Annotated in this window: 14 protein-coding genes and 1 pseudogene; all 15 read right to left on the bottom strand. The window is 64.1% G+C overall.

Annotated elements, in window-relative coordinates; all coding sequences use genetic code 11:
* Positions 1–7: 7 nt before the first annotated feature.
* A complete protein-coding gene (gene trbJ, locus G539_RS0104910) occupies positions 8–784 on the bottom strand; it encodes a P-type conjugative transfer protein TrbJ (protein WP_029074215.1) in 777 nt (258 codons plus the stop codon).
* Positions 781–3,273, bottom strand: coding sequence for a conjugal transfer protein TrbE (trbE, locus tag G539_RS0104905; RefSeq protein ID WP_029074214.1), 2,493 nt, complete (start codon positions 3,271–3,273; stop codon positions 781–783). Before trbE ends, trbJ begins: the two co-directional genes overlap by 4 nt.
* A gap of 13 nt (positions 3,274–3,286) precedes the next feature.
* Entirely contained in the window at positions 3,287–3,568 is a 282-nt protein-coding gene (locus G539_RS0104900) for a VirB3 family type IV secretion system protein (RefSeq protein ID WP_029074213.1), read from the bottom strand.
* Complete coding sequence (locus tag G539_RS0104895; protein ID WP_029074212.1) at positions 3,568–3,900, bottom strand: TrbC/VirB2 family type IV secretion system protein; 333 nt, start codon at positions 3,898–3,900, stop codon at positions 3,568–3,570. Before G539_RS0104895 ends, G539_RS0104900 begins: the two co-directional genes overlap by 1 nt.
* Entirely contained in the window at positions 3,897–4,892 is a 996-nt protein-coding gene (trbB, locus tag G539_RS0104890; protein WP_029074211.1) for a P-type conjugative transfer ATPase TrbB, read from the bottom strand. The genes G539_RS0104895 and trbB overlap by 4 nt, the downstream gene beginning before the upstream one ends.
* Before the next feature lie 146 nt (positions 4,893–5,038).
* Positions 5,039–5,518: a hypothetical protein gene (locus G539_RS0104885; protein WP_029074210.1), complete on the bottom strand. Its 480-nt coding sequence runs from the start codon at positions 5,516–5,518 to the stop codon at positions 5,039–5,041.
* 10 nt (positions 5,519–5,528) lie between these two features.
* Positions 5,529–7,517, bottom strand: a complete 1,989-nt coding sequence (locus G539_RS0104880; protein WP_029074209.1) for a conjugal transfer protein TraG — start codon at positions 7,515–7,517, stop codon at positions 5,529–5,531.
* Between the two features lie 131 nt (positions 7,518–7,648).
* Positions 7,649–8,605 (bottom strand): LysR family transcriptional regulator, encoded by a 957-nt coding sequence (locus tag G539_RS23700; RefSeq protein WP_035830405.1) that lies wholly within the window; start codon positions 8,603–8,605, stop codon positions 7,649–7,651.
* 54 nt (positions 8,606–8,659) lie between these two features.
* Positions 8,660–9,874, bottom strand: a complete 1,215-nt coding sequence (gene floR / locus G539_RS0104870) for a chloramphenicol/florfenicol efflux MFS transporter FloR (protein ID WP_029074208.1) — start codon at positions 9,872–9,874, stop codon at positions 8,660–8,662.
* A gap of 315 nt (positions 9,875–10,189) precedes the next feature.
* Positions 10,190–11,152, bottom strand: a complete 963-nt coding sequence (locus tag G539_RS0104865) for a LysR family transcriptional regulator (protein ID WP_029074207.1) — start codon at positions 11,150–11,152, stop codon at positions 10,190–10,192.
* A gap of 12 nt (positions 11,153–11,164) precedes the next feature.
* The gene (gene rlmN / locus G539_RS0104860; protein WP_207896397.1) at positions 11,165–12,160 is read right to left on the bottom strand and encodes a 23S rRNA (adenine(2503)-C(2))-methyltransferase RlmN; all 996 of its coding nucleotides are present in this window, start codon (positions 12,158–12,160) and stop codon (positions 11,165–11,167) included.
* A gap of 171 nt (positions 12,161–12,331) precedes the next feature.
* A complete protein-coding gene (locus tag G539_RS0104855) occupies positions 12,332–12,901 on the bottom strand; it encodes a TetR/AcrR family transcriptional regulator (protein WP_029074205.1) in 570 nt (189 codons plus the stop codon).
* Between the two features lie 104 nt (positions 12,902–13,005).
* Positions 13,006–14,238: a DUF3363 domain-containing protein gene (locus tag G539_RS27505; RefSeq protein ID WP_211657334.1), complete on the bottom strand. Its 1,233-nt coding sequence runs from the start codon at positions 14,236–14,238 to the stop codon at positions 13,006–13,008.
* A gap of 174 nt (positions 14,239–14,412) precedes the next feature.
* A pseudogene (locus G539_RS27735) lies at positions 14,413–14,913 on the bottom strand (relaxase/mobilization nuclease domain-containing protein); the annotation flags it as partial.
* Between the two features lie 460 nt (positions 14,914–15,373).
* On the bottom strand, positions 15,374–16,205 hold an 832-nt coding region (locus tag G539_RS0104845), incomplete at its 5' end, for a lytic transglycosylase domain-containing protein (protein WP_029074203.1).

Genomic DNA, 16,205 nt, shown 5'->3' with positions numbered 1-16,205 from the left:
CTCCCGGTCAGTTGTTGCCGTTGTTGAACATCTGCGCGTTGCCCGGCAGGTAGCCGGTGCCGGGTGTCAGGAACCGCTCGCGCTGGATGCGGCCCTGTTCAGCAGCGGTCGCGCGCTCGGCCTCGGTCAGCGCGTCGGCCCGGCCATTGGCCGAGATGACCGCGATCAGGTCGGAAAGCTGCTGCGACTGGAGGGCGAGAAGCTGGTTGCCGGCCTGCGTGGCTTGCAGCGCGCCGGTCGCGCCTTGGCTCTGGCCGACCAGCGCGGCCATTTCGGCGCGGTTGCTGTCGATATTGCCGACCGCTCCCGCCTGCACGCGCATGGCGTCCTGCAAGCTGCCGACCGTGTTCTCCCACCGGCTGCGCGCATCGGCGACAAGCTGGGCGTCGGTCGCCGAAAGCGAGACATTGCCATATTGCTTCTGGAACGCTTGGTCGATCTGGCCGACCTCGAAGGCGATGTTCTGTGCCTGCCCGAGAAGCTGCTGCGTGCGCTGGACGCTCTGCTGGAGCTGCTGGAGCGAGGAATATGGCAGGCTCGCCAGATTGCGGGCCTGATTGATGAGCATCTGCGCCTCGTTCTGGAGGCTCTGAATCTGGTTGTTGATCTGCTCCAGCGTGCGCGCGGCGGTAAGCAGGTTTTGCGCATAGTTGGTCGGGTCATAGACGATCCGGCCGAAGCCGAATTGTGCATGGGCCGGGCTTGCCAGCATGGGCGAAAGCGCGACGGGCATGGCGAGCGCCAGCGCGAGGGCCGAGGCCCCAACGATCTTGGGATAGGTCATGGAAGAATCTCCTGTGTGGGGTGGCTATCGAGCGGGGCCGGCGCGGCGGATTCCGGCCGGTCGGCAAGATTGGTGAGGTTCGGGATCAGGTCGGCCGCCCAATCGACGCCGCGCTCGCGCAGCCATGCGGCGAGGAAGCCGTCGCGGCCGCGTTCGGCGACGATCTGCGCAATGAGGGTCTGGTCGGATTTGGCGGATGCGGCGCAGAGGGCGAGGCCGACTTCGGACAGGCCAAGCTCGAACAGGCGATTGCCGCGCCGTGACTGGCAGTAATAATCCCGCTTGGGCGTGGCCCGTGCGAGGATTTCGATCTGCCTGTCATTGAGGCCGAAGCGGCGATAGATGGCCGTGATCTGCGGCTCGATGGCGCGCTCGTTCGGCAGCAAGAGTCGCGTCGGGCAGCTCTCGATAATCGCGGGCGCGATGTTGCTGCCGTCAATGTCGGACAGGCTTTGTGTGGCGAAGATGACGCTGGCGTTCTTCTTGCGCAGCGTTTTCAGCCACTCACGGAGCTGGCCGGCGAAACCCTCGTCGTCCAGCGCAAGCCAGCCTTCATCTATGATGAGCAGCGTGGGGCGGCCATCGAGCCGGTCGCCGATACGATGGAACAGATAAGCAAGCACGGCAGGGGCCGCGCCGGTCCCGACAAGGCCCTCGATCTCGAAGGCTTGCACGTCCGCCGATCCCAAATGCTCTGTCTCGGCGTCGAGCAGCCGGCCATAGGCACCGCCGACGCAGAACGGACGGAGCGCCTGTTTCAGATCGTTGGATTGCAACAGCACCGCAAGGCCGGTGATGGTCCGTTCCTCGACCGGCGCGGAAGCGAGCGAAGTCAGCGCCGTCCAAAGGTGTTCCTTGACCTCGGGCGTGATCGCCAGCCCCTCGCGCATGAGGATGGCCGCAATCCAGTCCGCCGCCCATGCGCGTTCATAGGTGTCGTGGATGCGGGCAAGTGGCTGGAGCGAAACGGACGCCTCATCTCCTTCCGTGAGGCCACCGCCCAAATCGTGCCAATCCCCGCCCATGGCGAGCGCGGCGGCGCGGATGCTGCCGCCGAAGTCGAAGGCGAAAACCTGCGATCCCGCATAGCGCCGGAACTGCAAGGCCATGAGCGCCAGCAGCACGGATTTGCCCGCGCCGGTCGGGCCAACGACAAGGGTGTGTCCTACGTCGCCGACATGGAGACTTAGCCGGAACGGGGTTGAGCCTTCAGTCTTTCCAAAGAGCAAAGGGGGTGCACCGAAATGCTCGTCCCGTTCCGGCCCCGCCCACACCGCTGAAAGCGGGATCATGTGGGCGAGATTCAAAGTGCTGATGGGCGGCTGGCGGACATTGGCGTAGGCGTGTCCGGGCAGACTGCCGAGCCATGCGTCAACCGCGTTGACGCTCTCGGGCATGACGGTGAAGTCACGGCCCTGAACGATCTTCTCGACCAGGCGCAGCTTCTCTTGCGCCACGCGCGGGTCGGCATCCCATACGGTGACGGTCGCCGTGACGTAGGCCATGCCCGCCACGTCTGCCCCAAGCTCCTGCAACGCCATGTCGGCGTCGAGCGCCTTGTTCGCCGCGTCGGTGTCCACAAGGGCGGACGCCTCGTTGGTCATCACCTCTTTCAAGATCGCCGCGATGCTCTTGCGCTTAGCGAACCATTGGCGACGGATGCGGGTCAGCAACCGGGTCGCATCGGTCTTGTCGAGCAGGATCGCGCGCGTGCCCCACCTGTAGGGGAACGGCAGCCGGTTCATCTCGTCGAGCAGGCCCGGCATCGTTGCGGTCGGGAATCCCACGATGGTCAGGACGCGCAGATGTGTGTCGCCAAGGCGCGGCTCCAGCCCGCCAGTCAACGGCTGGTCGGCGAGCAGCGCGTCGAGGTGCATCGGCACCTCGGGCACGCGCACGCGATGGCGGTTGGTTGAGATGGTGGAATGGAGGTAGGTCAGCGTTGCGCCGTCATCCATCCAACGGCACTCGGGCATGAAGCCGTCGAGCAGCGCCAGCACGCGGTCGGTGCGGTCGATGAAGCCGCGCATCAGCTCCCACGGGTCCACGCCGGTTTTCTCGCGGCCCTCATAGAGCCATGCCTCAGTGCGGGCGGCTTCCTCGGCCGGGGGCAGCCAGAGGAAGGTGAGGAAGTAGCCGGACACGAAATGCGCGTCCGCTTCCTCGAAACCAGCCTTCCGTTCCGCATCGACCAGCGCCGACGCGGCATCGGGAAAGCGACTATCGGGATAGGTCGCCGCCTCGCTGCGCTGTGCCTCGACGAAGATGCTCCAGCCGGAGCCGAGACGGCGCACGGCGTTGTTGATGCGGCCGGCGACGGCGACCAGCTCGGCCGCGACGGCGGAATCCAGATCGGGGCCGCGAAACTTCGCGGTCCTCTGAAAACTCCCATCCTTGTTCAAGACGACGCCGGAGCCGACCAGTGCCGCCCATGGCAGATAGTCGGCGAGTCGGGTGGCGGTGCTGCGGTATTCGGCAAGGTTCATCATCGACGCGCCTCCCTCACACCGCCAGATGGCCGGGGATGCGCAGATGCCGCCGCCCGACCTCGACAAAGAGGGGATCGCGCTTTGCCGCCCACACGGCCGCGAAATGACCGATGGCCCAGATGGCGATGCCGACCAGCCAGAGGCGCAGGCCGAGGCCCACGGCCCCGGCCAGCGTGCCGTTCAGAATCGCGATGGAGCGCGGTGCGCCGCCGAGCAAAATATGCTCGGTCAGCGCCCGATGGACCGGGACCGTGAACCCCGGCACCGCGTCGAGCTGTTCGAGGCCGCCCGCCATCAGATGAGCGCCCCGCCGCCGAACGAGAAGAACGACAGGAAGAAGCTCGACGCCGCGAAGGCGATGGACAGGCCGAACACGATCTGGATCAGCTTGCGAAAGCCGCCGCCCGTATCGCCGAAGGCCAAAGTCAGGCCGGTCACGATGATGATGATGACGGCGATGATCTTGGCGACCGGCCCTTCGATGGACTGGAGGATGCTTTGGAGCGGTGCTTCCCACGGCATCGACGAACCGGACGCATGGGCGGCCGGGGCGAGCATGAAGCTGATGACAAGGGTGGATGCGGCGGTCGCGGCGAAGCGATAGCCGCGCGAAATCGTGCGGATCATGAAGATTCTCCTGTGCTGGTGGGGATTGCCAAAGGGATGGGATGCGTGATGCGGTAGTCGCCGTCCGGTCCCAGCCCTTCGACGCGGGCGAGTTCGGCCAGCCGGCGCGCGGAACCGCGCCCGGAAAGGACGGCAACGAGGTCGATTGTCTCGGCGATCAGGGCGCGCGGGACGGTGACGACAGCCTCTTGGATGAGCTGTTCAAGGCGGCGCAGCGCGCCGATGCCGGTGCCTGCATGAATGGTGCCGATCCCGCCCGGATGGCCCGTGCCCCATGCTTTGAGCAGGTCGAGGGCTTCCGATCCGCGCACCTCGCCGATAGGGATGCGGTCGGGGCGCAGGCGCAGCGAGGACCGGACCAGATCGGAAAGCGTCGCCACGCCGTCTTTCGTCCGCATGGCGACAAGGTTGGGCGCGGCGCATTGCAGCTCGCGCGTGTCCTCGATGATGACGACGCGATCCGCCGTCTTCGCCACCTCGGCGAGCAGCGCATTGGTCAGCGTGGTTTTGCCGGTGCTGGTGCCGCCCGCTACCAAGATATTGGCGCGGGATGCGACGGCTTCGCGCAGCGTTTCCGCCTGATCGGTGGACATGATGCCCGCCGCCACATAGTCGTCGAGCGTGAACACCGCGACGGCGGGCTTGCGGATGGCGAAGGTCGGGGCAGCGACCACGGGCGGCAATAGCCCTTCAAACCGCTCCCCGCTCTCGGGCAGTTCGGCCGAGACGCGGGGGCTGCGGGCATGAACCTCCGCGCCGACATGATGCGCGACTAGCCGAACGATGCGTTCGCCATCGGCGGCGGACAGTCGCTCGCCCGTGTCGGAAAGCCCTTCGGATAGCCGGTCCACCCAAAGGCGACCATCCGGGTTCAGCATCACCTCGACGACGGCCGGGTCTTCGAGCAGCCGGGCAATGGCGGGGCCGAGCGCGGTGCGCAACATGCGCGCGCCGCGCGCGATGGATTCCGGTTTTTGGTGGTTGGTGGTCATGTCGGCCCCGTTTCTTCATGGGGCGCGACAGGCAATCCCCAGATCGGGGTCGATTAAGAGAGACCGAAATGCGGCCGGTTCAACAAGTATCTATGAGGCGGCGGTGATCGGCGGCGAACGGCGGTAAATAGGATGGGTCCGAATACTCATTCTTGATCGCCGTTGCTCTCGGACTCGTCCGGCAACTGATCGTCGGGAAGTGAGTCGAGGTCACGCGACAGCTCCTTGAGGAACCTGTCGCCCGTCGCCAGACGCCGGCCGAGATTTTGCATGAAGCCCTCGAACCGCTCCGCGCCTTTCGCTCGGGCAGCGGATTGTGCGGCTCCCGTAAGCGGCGGTGTGATGGTCATCCAGAAATGGATGAACTGCGCGACCGTCTCGCCGAGGACGGCGAGATCCAGGTCGAGCGTGTCGATCTGGCGGCCGAGCTTGTCCATGCGGCGCGACATGGCGGCTTCAAGCTGGTCGTCGGCATCGCCGGACAGGTAAGATATGACCGCCGCCTCCACGATGGCGGATTTTGAGACATTACGGCGCAGCGCCACCGAGCGGCGCAGCGCCATCGCTTCGATCTGCGGAATGAGCGCGGGGTCGAAATAGAGATTCAGGCGGGTTCTGGTTGCCATGGTCGTGTCCTCAAAGGTCGATTCCGTCATCGGGGTTCAATGCGACCTGCCGCGCGACCATCCTCATACGTTGGCGCATGGCGCGGGCCTTGGCCGCGTCAACGTCCGGCTCGTCGTCCACAAACTCGAACTCCTGTTCGGGTGATGGCGGCGGGGCGACGATTTCCTCATGCTCAGGCAGCTCCGGCTCGCGGCGGATGCCAGCATTGGCCGGATCGCCCTCGGCCCCGTGTGCGGCGTCGGTCGCGGAATGGCTTTCCGCCGCGACCACACGGCCGGACCAATCATCGGCGGATGGACTGGGCGCCAGCGGAGCGGCGACCAGATCGGGCGGGGTCAGGATGCGTTCCTGCAACCGCGCGTCCTCGAAATAGCGGGCCTTGGTCGCGCGGATCGGCGGTGTGCCCGCGACCATCACGATTTCATCGGTGGGCGGAAGCTGCATGATTTCGCCCGGCGTGAGTAGCGGGCGGGCCGTCTCCTGCCGTGAAACCATGAGATGCCCAAGCCACGGGGCCAATCTGTGCCCGGCGTAGTTGGTGGAGTCGCGCAGTTCGGTCGCGGTGCCGAGTGCGTCGCTCACCCGCTTGGCCGTCCTTTCGTCGTTCGTGGCGAAGCTGACGCGCACATGGCAGTTGTCGAGGATCGCGTTGTTCGGGCCATAGGCGCGCTCGATCTGGTTGAGGCTCTGCGCGATCAGGAAGCCTTTGATTCCATACCCCGCCATGAAGGCGAGCGCCGATTCAAAGAAGTCGAGCCGGCCGAGCGCCGGAAACTCGTCCAGCATCAACAGCAGCCGATGGCGCTTGCCGGAGGTGGTCAGTTCCTCGGTCAACCGCCTGCCGATCTGGTTGAGGATCAGGCGAATGAGCGGCTTGGTGCGGTTTATGTCGGATGGCGGCACGACCAGATAGAGCGTGACGGGCTGGCGGCTGCCGACCAGGTCGGCAATGCGCCAGTCGCACCGCGCCGTCACCCGCGCCACCACGGGATCGCGGTAGAGGCCGAGAAACGACATGGCGGTGGAGAGCACGCCCGACCGCTCGTTCTCGGATTTGTTCAACAGTTCGCGGGCGGACGACGCGATGACGGGATGAGCGCCTGCTTCGCCGAGATGCGGCGTGTCCATCATCGCGCGCAAGGTTGCCTCGACCGGGCGGCGGGGATCGGACAGGAAGTTGGCGACGCCCGCCAAGGTCTTGTCCTTCTCCGCATAGAGAACATGCAGGATCGCGCCGACCAGCAAGCTATGGCTGGTCTTTTCCCAATGGTTGCGCTTGTCGAGACTGCCTTCGGGATCGACCAGAATATCCGCGATATTCTGCACGTCGCGGACTTCCCATTCCCCTTGCCGGACCTCCAGCAGCGGGTTGTAGGCCGACGATCTGGCGTTGGTCGGATCGAACAGCAGCACGCGGCCATGCTTCGCGCGGAAGCCCGCTGTCAGCGTCCAGTTCTCGCCTTTTATGTCGTGAACGATGGCGGATGCCGGCCATGTCAGCAGCGTCGGCACCACCAGCCCGACGCCTTTGCCGCTACGCGTCGGGGCAAAGCATAGGACATGCTCGGGACCGTCATGGCGCAGATAGTCCCGGTCGTATCGGCCGAGCAAGACGCCATCGGGGCCGAGCAATCCGGCCGCACGGATTTCCCGGTCCTCAGCCCATCGCGCCGATCCGTAGGTGGCGACGTTGCGCGCCTCCCGCGCCCGGATGATCGACATGAAGATGGCGGCGGCGATGGCGAGGAAGCCGCCCGATACCGCGATGATGCCGCCCTCGACGAAGATCGCGGGCGCGTAGGCGTCGAACGAAAACCACCACCAGAAGAAGGCGGGCGGATAATAGACCGGCAGGCCCGCCAGCTCGAACCATGGTGCTCCAAGCTGCGGCTGGAAGCCGAGGCGGAACGCCGTCCATTGCGTCGCTGCCCACACCATCACCAGAACGATGGTGAAGACGGCACCAATCTGCCCCCAAAGGATTCGGCCTCCGCGCATACAGGCTCCAGTCGGCAAAAAAAGACGGAGCCGATCAGAGAGTAGGCAAAATCGGGACGGGCAACAGGAAAGAGGATGCCGGAGGGCTGCTGGATACTATCGGCGGCAAATAGGACGGGTCGCCTTTGCCGTTATCGTGCCGGTCGAGTGCCATCGAGGAAACGATTGGGCGAATCGCCGTCACGCTTCATTTTGCCTGCGAGGTTGAGTAGATTTTTCAGTGCGGAGCTGCGATTGAACGGCGACCAGACGGCTGTAAAGGCAACCGGCTCCGGTTCATCGAGGAAGGGCAGGAAGACGATGCCGGTCGTCGGCAATAATGACGTGGCCTCGCCGACGATAGTGATGCCGAAGCCTTGTCCGACCATAGATAGCAGCGTGCCGCGCCCCACATCAAAGCGCAGGATCGACGGTGCGGGCCAACGCCCGGCAAGGCGCAGCACGATATGGTCATGGACCTGCGGGCCGGTGCCACCATAGCGAACAATGAAAGTCTCGCCGACCAGATCGGACCAAGTGATTGCGGACTGCCCGGCGAGGCGATGCCCATCCGATAGCACCACCACCAGCGGTTCGGTCCAGATCGGTCGGGTATGGCAGTCGGGCATCTCGGGCTTGCCCGCGACGAACGCCACGTCGAGCTGGTCAGCACGAAGCTGCATCACCGCATCGCGGGCCGTGCCTTCGGTTATCTCGACCTCAATGCCGGTATGGGCTTCCCGATAATGACGGATCAGCTCCGTGAGAAAGCTGCGTGGGATCAAGGCATGGATGCCGATGCGAAGCCGGCCACATTCTCCTTGAGCTGTCATGCCGGCGGTCTTCACCGCGTGATCGAGTTGATCGACACCCGCCGTGACACGCTCCATGAAGTGCCTGCCTGCGTCTGTTAGCCGAACGCCCCGCGCATGGCGCTCAAACAGCAGGATACCAAGGTTATCCTCCAGCGCTTTCACACGCGCGCTGACGCTCGACTGGCTGACGCCGAGTGCCTTGGCCGCATGCCGAAAATTCAGATGCTCGGCGACGGCGATGAACTGAACAAGGGAAATGAGCGGTATCCTGCCAGACAGGATACCGCCATTCACGAGGTTTCGATGGTTAGTGCGCCGCATCGGAGCGGGCCTGCCACCAGTCGTCGGTTAGACGACTGGCGACTTCTCGGTGGCAGTCCCACGGAGCCGAAGGAGCGCCAGCCCCAACGACACCAGCACTGCCATCGCCGTGGCGTAACAGATCACCGGCCACGCTGTGTCACCGTTTAACAGCGTCACCGCCAATGTCCCGACAATGCTGACTATCAGGCTTTGAACGCAGAAGTAGAACGCGACCGCTGATCCTGCGATGTCGTCGAACTCTGCCAAAGCGCCGTTCGCGGTAACGGACACAGTGAAGACAATGGCGACCGCCATGACCCACATCGGCACGATGAAGGTGAGGAATGACGGCGAACCGAAGAGTTCGCCGATCCCCAACAGGACCGCCCCGAAAACGAGCAACGCCATTCCACGCGCTACGCATCCCGCGATGCCCCATCTGGTGACAAAGGACTTCGCGAAACGAGTTGTCACGATCATTACAAGCGCGACAGTGGCGAAGGCAAAGCTGAATCCGATCTCGGAATATTCCGCTTGGCCTATGAGCACACGGGGAGCCGTCGAGAAGAAGACGAAGAAGGTGCCCATACCGGCGCTAAAGCCGATGGTGTAAACCCAAAAAGCCGGACTCGCGAAGATCGGCAAAACAGATCGGCGCGTCTTCGCTTGATCCAGAGGGCGGGTTTCGTGCCACCTGAAACCCGCATTTAGGAGTGCGAGCATCGCCAGTATAGCCAAAGCAATGAATATCGCCTGCCATCCCAAGAACTCGCCGATCAACGCTCCGGCGATAGGGCCGAGCGCAGGTACGAACGCCAGCATCGAACTGAAAAGGCCGTAGATGACGACACCCTCAGGACGACTGGCATAAACGTCGCGAACCGTCGCGAACGTCGCCACCAGCATGGCCGACGCGCCGACTGCTTGAAGCAGACGGAAAGCGACAAAGGCTGGTGCAGTTGAAGACCAAGCTGCTCCCAGAGACGCAATGACGAAAGCCGTTGCGCCCGCAAGTAGAATTGGCCGTCGCCCGATGCGGTCTGAGAGCGGACCAAAAATCACCTGGCCCACACCGAGCATCACAATATAGAGGCTCAACGTGAGTTGGATCATGGCGGGCGTCGTGTTCAGGATGCCGGGCATCGCTGGAACGACGGGGAGATAAATATCCATCGCCAGTGAAGCGAGGATGTCGAAGGGAGCCATCAGCAGTAGGGCTGCCGGCAGCGTATAGGCCCATGCAGGGCGTGTGATGGTCATGATAAGTCAACCGCTCGATTAAGAAATCTCGGGCGGCGTCTGCACATCAGCAATCACATGGGATTGGTCTCACAGAGCGCCGCAACAACAATTTTGCTGTTGCGGCTTACTTGTCTGCTGACTTTGGATTTCCCATGCTGACCACTCCACGATCACAAATTTGACTAGCTATCACTTATACGATCAGCTGTTGCCTCGCAATGCCGTATCGCTGGCTCGTAGCCACCCAATCCCCCGCTGTTGACGTTCCCGTCATTCTTGGCCGTATGAAACCCCTATGCCTTGCTTTGGCGGTTGGCTGGAACGGGCAGAGGTTCAGTCGACGCGGATCAGCCGACCCATTTCTTTTGCGAGAGAGAGCAGATCACGGAGCGCGGCGCTTCGATTGAACGGCGACCAGACGGCGGTAAAGGCAACCGGCTCTGGCTCATCGGCGAAAGGCAGGAAGGTGATGCCGGCAGTCGGCAGCAGTGCCGTCGCTGCCCCGACGATGGTAATGCCGAATCCCTGTCCGACCATGGATAGTAGCGTGCCACGTCCTACGTCGAAGCGCAGTATCGAAGGCGCGGGCCAGCGCCCGGCAAGGCGCAGCACGATATGGTCATGAACCTGCGGGCCAGTGCCACCATAGCGGACAAGGAAGGTTTCGCCGACCAGATCGGCCCAAGTGATTGCCGGCTGCCCGGCAAGACGATGCCTATCCGGTAGCACCGCTACCAGCGATTCAGTCCAGACCGGCCGTGTATGGCAGTCGGGCAGCTCTGGTGTGCCAGCGACGAACGCCACGTCCAGCCGGTCGGCACGAAGCTGCATGACCGCATCGCGGGCCGTGCCTTCGGTGATTTCGACCTCGATGCCGGGATGGTTTTCCCGATACTGCCCGATCAGATCGGCGAGGAAGCTGCGCGGAATCAAGGCATGGACGCCGATGCGCAGGCGGCCCCATTCCCCCGTCGCCGCCATGCCTGCGGTCTTCACCGCATGGTCGAGTTGATCGACGCCGGCTGCGATCCGCTCGACGAAGTGGCGTCCGGCTTCGGTCAACCGAACGCCACGCGCACGACGCTCGAACAGGAGGATGCCAAGGTCTTCTTCCAGCGCCTTCACGCGGGCGCTGACGCTGGATTGTGCAACCCCGAGTGCGTTCGCTGCGTGGCGGAAGTTGAGATATTCAGCGACCGCAAGCGTCTGGATCAGCGACAAGAGAGGTATGCGCGACCCGAGCAGCGTTTCACTTGATCGGAAGGCATCGTTCGCATGTCTTTTCGAACGCCGCATCCTAAGCTCCCGCTAGGCGGCCTTTTTTGTGGCTCCGCGTTTTTCGACCGGGATTCCGCGCAGATCGCGCAACCAGAGCTGACCGCATGCCGCCGAAATATCCCGCCCCTGTGTATCCCGCACCACGACCGGCACACCGGCGCGATCCAGCACTTCACGGAAAAGTCCGAGGCTGCGGTCGCCGGTTCGATCAAGCGCGATGCCATCGACAGGATTCCAGCGCATAAGGTTCACACGCGCCCTTCGCTTGTTCATGAGACCGGCAAGCCGTTTCGCATCAGCAAGCGTGTCGTTGATGCCGGGGAGGACCAGATAGACAAAGGTGACGATCCGGTTGTGCCGTTCCGCCCATGACGAAGCGCGCGCGATGACTTCCTTGATGTCGTGCTTACGCGATCCGGGGATGAGACGGTCGCGAACTTCCTGCGTCGTCGCATGCAGCGATATAGTCAGATTGATCGCCAGATGCTCTTCTCGCAATTGCGCTAGAGCCTTCGGTATGCCGATGGTCGAAAGCGTGATTCCCGTGGTGGGAAAATTCATCCCTCGCCGGTCGCGCAGGATACGAATCGCCTTCATCACCTGCTCGTAGTTGTTCAAAGGCTCGCCGATGCCCATGAACACGATCCGGTTGACCTTCGGCCCGAGTTGAACGACCTGTTCGACAATCTCGCCCGCCGAAAGGTTGCGCTTGAGGCCGGCTTGGCCGGAAGCGCAGAACTGGCAGGCGAAGGCACATCCAACCTGTGACGAAATACAGGCGGTGTGTCCGTCGTGACGACGGATCAGAACGCTTTCAACGGCATAACCGTCATGAAGGCCGAAAAGCACCTTCTGCGACCGACCGCCGCGCTCATGCGTGATTTTGCGAAGGCTCCGCAACTGGACGCCCCGAGCCTCTGACCAGTTCCGCAAGGCGCGCGGCAGGTCCATGTGTGGGCAGAACAGGTCGCGATAAGCGATTTGCGGCCCGCTGCTCGCGTTCAACGCATCGAACTCGTCGGCCATGAGGTTCAGCGCCAAGGTTGGCGCAGGCAGTGCTTTTTGTCGTTCGCCCCCCAACGGGCTGGGTTCTTGTATAGGCATGATAGTCGTTCCGGGTTTCCGTGCCCGGCGATACCGTGGCGCACGCCTTATAAATAACCGACACGACTGTTATAAACAACCCTCCAGATGGTGTTACCCGAACACATGGTCGGGATAGAGGACGGACAGAAGCATGTGGGTGCGCTTGGTCATGAAAGCCGCTAGCTCGCCTTCCGGCTCAACGAGCCATTGCATGCAAGACCCCTGAATGACCGTCTGAATCAAGCCGGCGGTATGCTCGGGTGGGCGCGGCCCGGCGGGCAGTCGTGCCTCGATAGCTTTCAGGACCAGTCTGTTCCGCTCCGCCGCAAGGGCGCGAAGCGACGGCTCCTGAACGTCTCCCCACAATAGAAGAAGGTAGCCTTCCGTTCCGGCACCGTCACCCATACCGGCGATGAGGTCCTTGAGCATCGCCCACAGCGGATCGAGGCCCTTTTCGGGACTCGCACCCGCGAAATAGTCGCGCACCTCCTGCGTGTTGCGCTCCATGACCTTTAGATGCAGCGTCGCCTTGTCTTTGAACCGCTGGATCAGTGCAGCCCGCGAGATGCCGACCGCTTCCGCAACATCGGAGAGGGTGAAGGCCGATGGACCTTTCTGAAGAAGGATGCCTAGCGCGGTATCTAGAATGAACTCATCGCTATGAAGTTTCGGTCTCGGCATATCTTCTTTTCTACTGCTCGCTTGAATGATGGCCCCTACAATAGCCGGCATCCAGCGTGAGATACACGGGGCATGATAGATACCGGATGAAACACGCGTATGTGCTAAAGGCCAAGGTCATGCCTTCGCCCCAACTGCCACGACACCGATCCGCCCTGCACGACGCCAGTGATCTCGCGGCCGAGCTGGCGGTCGATCACCGGCCGCCACGGGACAAGCGTGAACTCATGGCTCTTTTCCACCACGGCGAACTTGCCGCTCGATAGCTGAACGGTCCCGGTGAACTTGCCGCTGACGTTCTCGCCGTCCGTGGCGGCACGGAACGGCAACCCCTTGCCCTCGGCCATCTCCGCGCCAATGCGGGCAACCTCCCGCTCGCGCAAGGTGGCGAGAAGGCTGCGCCGGTAGAAGATGCGGCCGTTCCGTGCTCGGGTGGCATCGCCCTGTTCGATGTGATGCTCGCGCCGCTGGTCCATCGCCTCACGCACCTGCTGGCCGAAGCCGGCCGGCGCAAGGTCGGCCGTTTCGCCATGGACCAATCGCCGGTCCAGCCATGTCGTGCCGTCCGATCCGATCTGCTTGCCTAGATCGACCGGGGAAAGGATGCGAACGCTGGCCTGCCGGTCACGGCCGGCGTCATAGGCGGCGGCGCGGCTGACCAGATCATCGGGGATGCGCCATTGGTCGGCGTCGATCCTCTCGACGATCCCGGCGCGGCGCAATGCCTCCAGTCGCCGGACATGGGCATCGACATAGCCCTCATAATCGCCGCCCGGAACGCGGCCCTCGAACTTCGCCTGCTCCAGATGGCGGCTCGGACGATAGATGCCGTCCTCGGTGATGGCGGCAATGGCGCGTTCGGACGGTCGGGCGGTCGCCTCGGCCGGGCCGATCTGGACGACGCTGCAAACGCGGGCGTCCTCCAGCCGCTCGGGCGCGATGCCTGCGATGTGGTGCGTCCTGCCGTCGATCCCGTCCACCACAATGGTCAGGTTCTCGCCCAGCTCGTCCGACAGGTGCTTGTCCACGACGCGGCCGACGATGGGTGTCTCTGGCGCTCCGTCATGGATTTGAAAGCTCATGGGATCGCGTTCGCCTCCCTGCGGGCCGAGCGCCTTCTGCATGGTGCGGATAATGTCGCCGCGCTCGCCCAACTCGCGCAGGGCCGGCTCCATGTCCTTGCTCAACTCCCAAACGCCGGGCGCGTGCTCGGTCGCCAGTCCCATCTTCTCCAGCTTGGCGAGACGGCGCAGGCGTAAGGTGCGCTCGAACTGGCGGCGCGGTGCGGCCGGTTCATGGCGCAGGTCGAGGAACCGGGCATCGGCTTCCTCGGCCATGGCGCGGTCAATCCGGGTGAAACGGTCCTGGTCTATCTCGGCCGACAGCTTGCGGGTCTGCTCGATTTCGGTGACGGGGCCGAGTTCCAGACTGGCAAGCTCGCTGGCGCGCTCCCGTAGGCCGTTGGCGAGGTAGTCGCCATTGATGATTAGATCCTCGCCCATCTCGTCGCGGCCGTTGACGATGACATGCACATGGGGATGGCCGGTGTTGTAGTGGTTGACGGCGACCCAATCGAGTTTCGTGCCGAGGTCGGCTTCCACCTGCTTCATGAAATCGCGGGTGTAGGCCGTGAGGTCCGATAGCTCCGCGCCATCCTCGGGCGAGACGATGAATCTGAACTGGTGGCGGTCGTCCTTGCCGCGATCAAGGAAGGCGTCGCCATCGGCGCGGTCCTCGGTCGCCGAATAGAGCCGGCCCCGCTCGCCGTCGCGTGACGTGCCGTCGCGCTGGACATAGCGCAGATGCGCGCGGGCGCGTGCGCCCTTCCACGCGGCCCGAACGCTGCGCTGCTTGACGATCACGCGGCGGCTGCCGGGCTGGCGATGATGCCATTGGCCGGAGATGTTCCGAGCGCGCACGAAGCTCGCGCCCCGGCCGCGCTTCACGCCCTTGCCGCTGGCGACCACGGCACGGGACCGCCCCGGCGATGACGGGCGAGCGGATGACGGCATGGAAGGATCGCGGGAGGCTGCTGCCTGATGCTGCCGGGTGATCTTCTTGACCTGCGTGAAAAAGCTCTTGGTCTTGCCGGCCTTCGGTGTGTCGGATCGGATACGGCCCGGCTTCGGACGGAAGCGGTTTTCATCGTCGGCGCTCATGGGCGCGACTCCTGATAAAACCACCGAAAAACGGCTGATATGGGCCTATGGTGCCGCTCGAAACCCAGCAAAGCCAAGGCTTTGTGCGAAATCGCGGCACGCGACCCCTCAAAACCATGGTGCCGGAACCGGCCACCTAACCAGTGTGCAGACAACAACAATTTCCAGAAGCGGCCCGATATGGTGCCGTCTTCTTTAATCTTGCCCTCCGCCCTTTCTGTCTTTTCTGCCCCTCCTGCCGGGAATCCTGCCGGGCGCAAACCTGCCCGACCGGATGCCGAAACCAGCGCCGCCGAGCGCGGGAACGCCGCCCTCATGGCGTTCCCCCGTCGCTGGCGCTCGCCACGAAAATGCTGCCGTCCTGCGGCTCCGCACGGGCGGGGTCGCGCGCCGGAACGGCAGCGCGGCCGTCGCTGGATTGCGCCTCGGACGGCGGCGCGGCGGCACCCCGCGTGTCGGCCGGGCGCATGACGAATAGCGGTGCCTCGCGCCAATCGGGCGGCGGTGCCGGTGGTTGCAACGGCGCATCCGATGGAGCCGCGCCGCCAAGGATCGGGGCGAGCGCGGCGACATAGGCGCGTGTCTCGGCGGGAAGCGGTCGGCCCGTCGCGTGGTGCTCGTCGTAGCGGCCGGGACCGGCATTGTAGGCCGCAAGCATCGCGCCGACATTGCCGTAGCGGTCGAACATCTCGCGCAGATAGGCCGTGCCTGCCATGATGTTGTCGCGCGGGTCGTAGGGATCACGGCCGAGGCCATGGCGGACGCGCAGGCCCGCCCATGTGTCGGGCATCACCTGCATCAATCCCATGGCCCCGGCCGACGAAATCGCGCGCACGTCGCCCGCGCTCTCGGCGCGCAGCACCGCGCGAATCCAGTGCTCGGGGATGCCGAAACGCTGCGACGCCTCGGCGATGTGCGCCGCATAGGGATGGGCGGCGGCCGGGCGCTCGACCGACGCGGATTGCGCGACAGCGACGCCCGATCCGATGCAGACGGAAAGCGCCCCCGCCAGCAGCAGGACGGCATAATGCCATGCCGGCCTGTCTCCGCTTCGCCGCCAGCCTGCCAGCGTGCTCGCTGCGGTCAAGGGCAAGGCGCAAGCGCCGGCCGATGGCCGCCCCTGACCTTCGCTGCGCGCGCCGGCC

The organism is Kaistia adipata DSM 17808 (genome assembly GCF_000423225.1).
Lineage (GTDB): Bacteria > Pseudomonadota > Alphaproteobacteria > Rhizobiales > Kaistiaceae > Kaistia > Kaistia adipata.
Note: the sequence above shows the minus strand (reverse complement) of the source record. Positions and strands in the feature narration are given on the sequence as shown.

What these genes read in the sequence shown, in the direction of transcription:
- rlmN (WP_207896397.1), bottom strand. Translation starts at nt 12,160, where the DNA reads ATGGCCGACGAGTTCGATGCGTTGAACGCGAGCAGCGGGCCGCAAATC.
- G539_RS0104895 (WP_029074212.1), bottom strand. Translation starts at nt 3,900, where the DNA reads ATGATCCGCACGATTTCGCGCGGCTATCGCTTCGCCGCGACCGCCGCA.
- G539_RS27505 (WP_211657334.1), bottom strand. Translation starts at nt 14,238, where the DNA reads ATGGCCGAGGAAGCCGATGCCCGGTTCCTCGACCTGCGCCATGAACCG.
- G539_RS0104900 (WP_029074213.1), bottom strand. Translation starts at nt 3,568, where the DNA reads ATGGCGGGCGGCCTCGAACAGCTCGACGCGGTGCCGGGGTTCACGGTC.
- trbJ (WP_029074215.1), bottom strand. Translation starts at nt 784, where the DNA reads ATGACCTATCCCAAGATCGTTGGGGCCTCGGCCCTCGCGCTGGCGCTC.
- G539_RS0104865 (WP_029074207.1), bottom strand. Translation starts at nt 11,152, where the DNA reads ATGCGGCGTTCGAAAAGACATGCGAACGATGCCTTCCGATCAAGTGAA.
- G539_RS0104880 (WP_029074209.1), bottom strand. Translation starts at nt 7,517, where the DNA reads ATGCGCGGAGGCCGAATCCTTTGGGGGCAGATTGGTGCCGTCTTCACC.
- trbB (WP_029074211.1), bottom strand. Translation starts at nt 4,892, where the DNA reads ATGACCACCAACCACCAAAAACCGGAATCCATCGCGCGCGGCGCGCGC.
- trbE (WP_029074214.1), bottom strand. Translation starts at nt 3,273, where the DNA reads ATGATGAACCTTGCCGAATACCGCAGCACCGCCACCCGACTCGCCGAC.
- G539_RS0104885 (WP_029074210.1), bottom strand. Translation starts at nt 5,518, where the DNA reads ATGGCAACCAGAACCCGCCTGAATCTCTATTTCGACCCCGCGCTCATT.
- G539_RS0104855 (WP_029074205.1), bottom strand. Translation starts at nt 12,901, where the DNA reads ATGCCGAGACCGAAACTTCATAGCGATGAGTTCATTCTAGATACCGCG.
- floR (WP_029074208.1), bottom strand. Translation starts at nt 9,874, where the DNA reads ATGACCATCACACGCCCTGCATGGGCCTATACGCTGCCGGCAGCCCTA.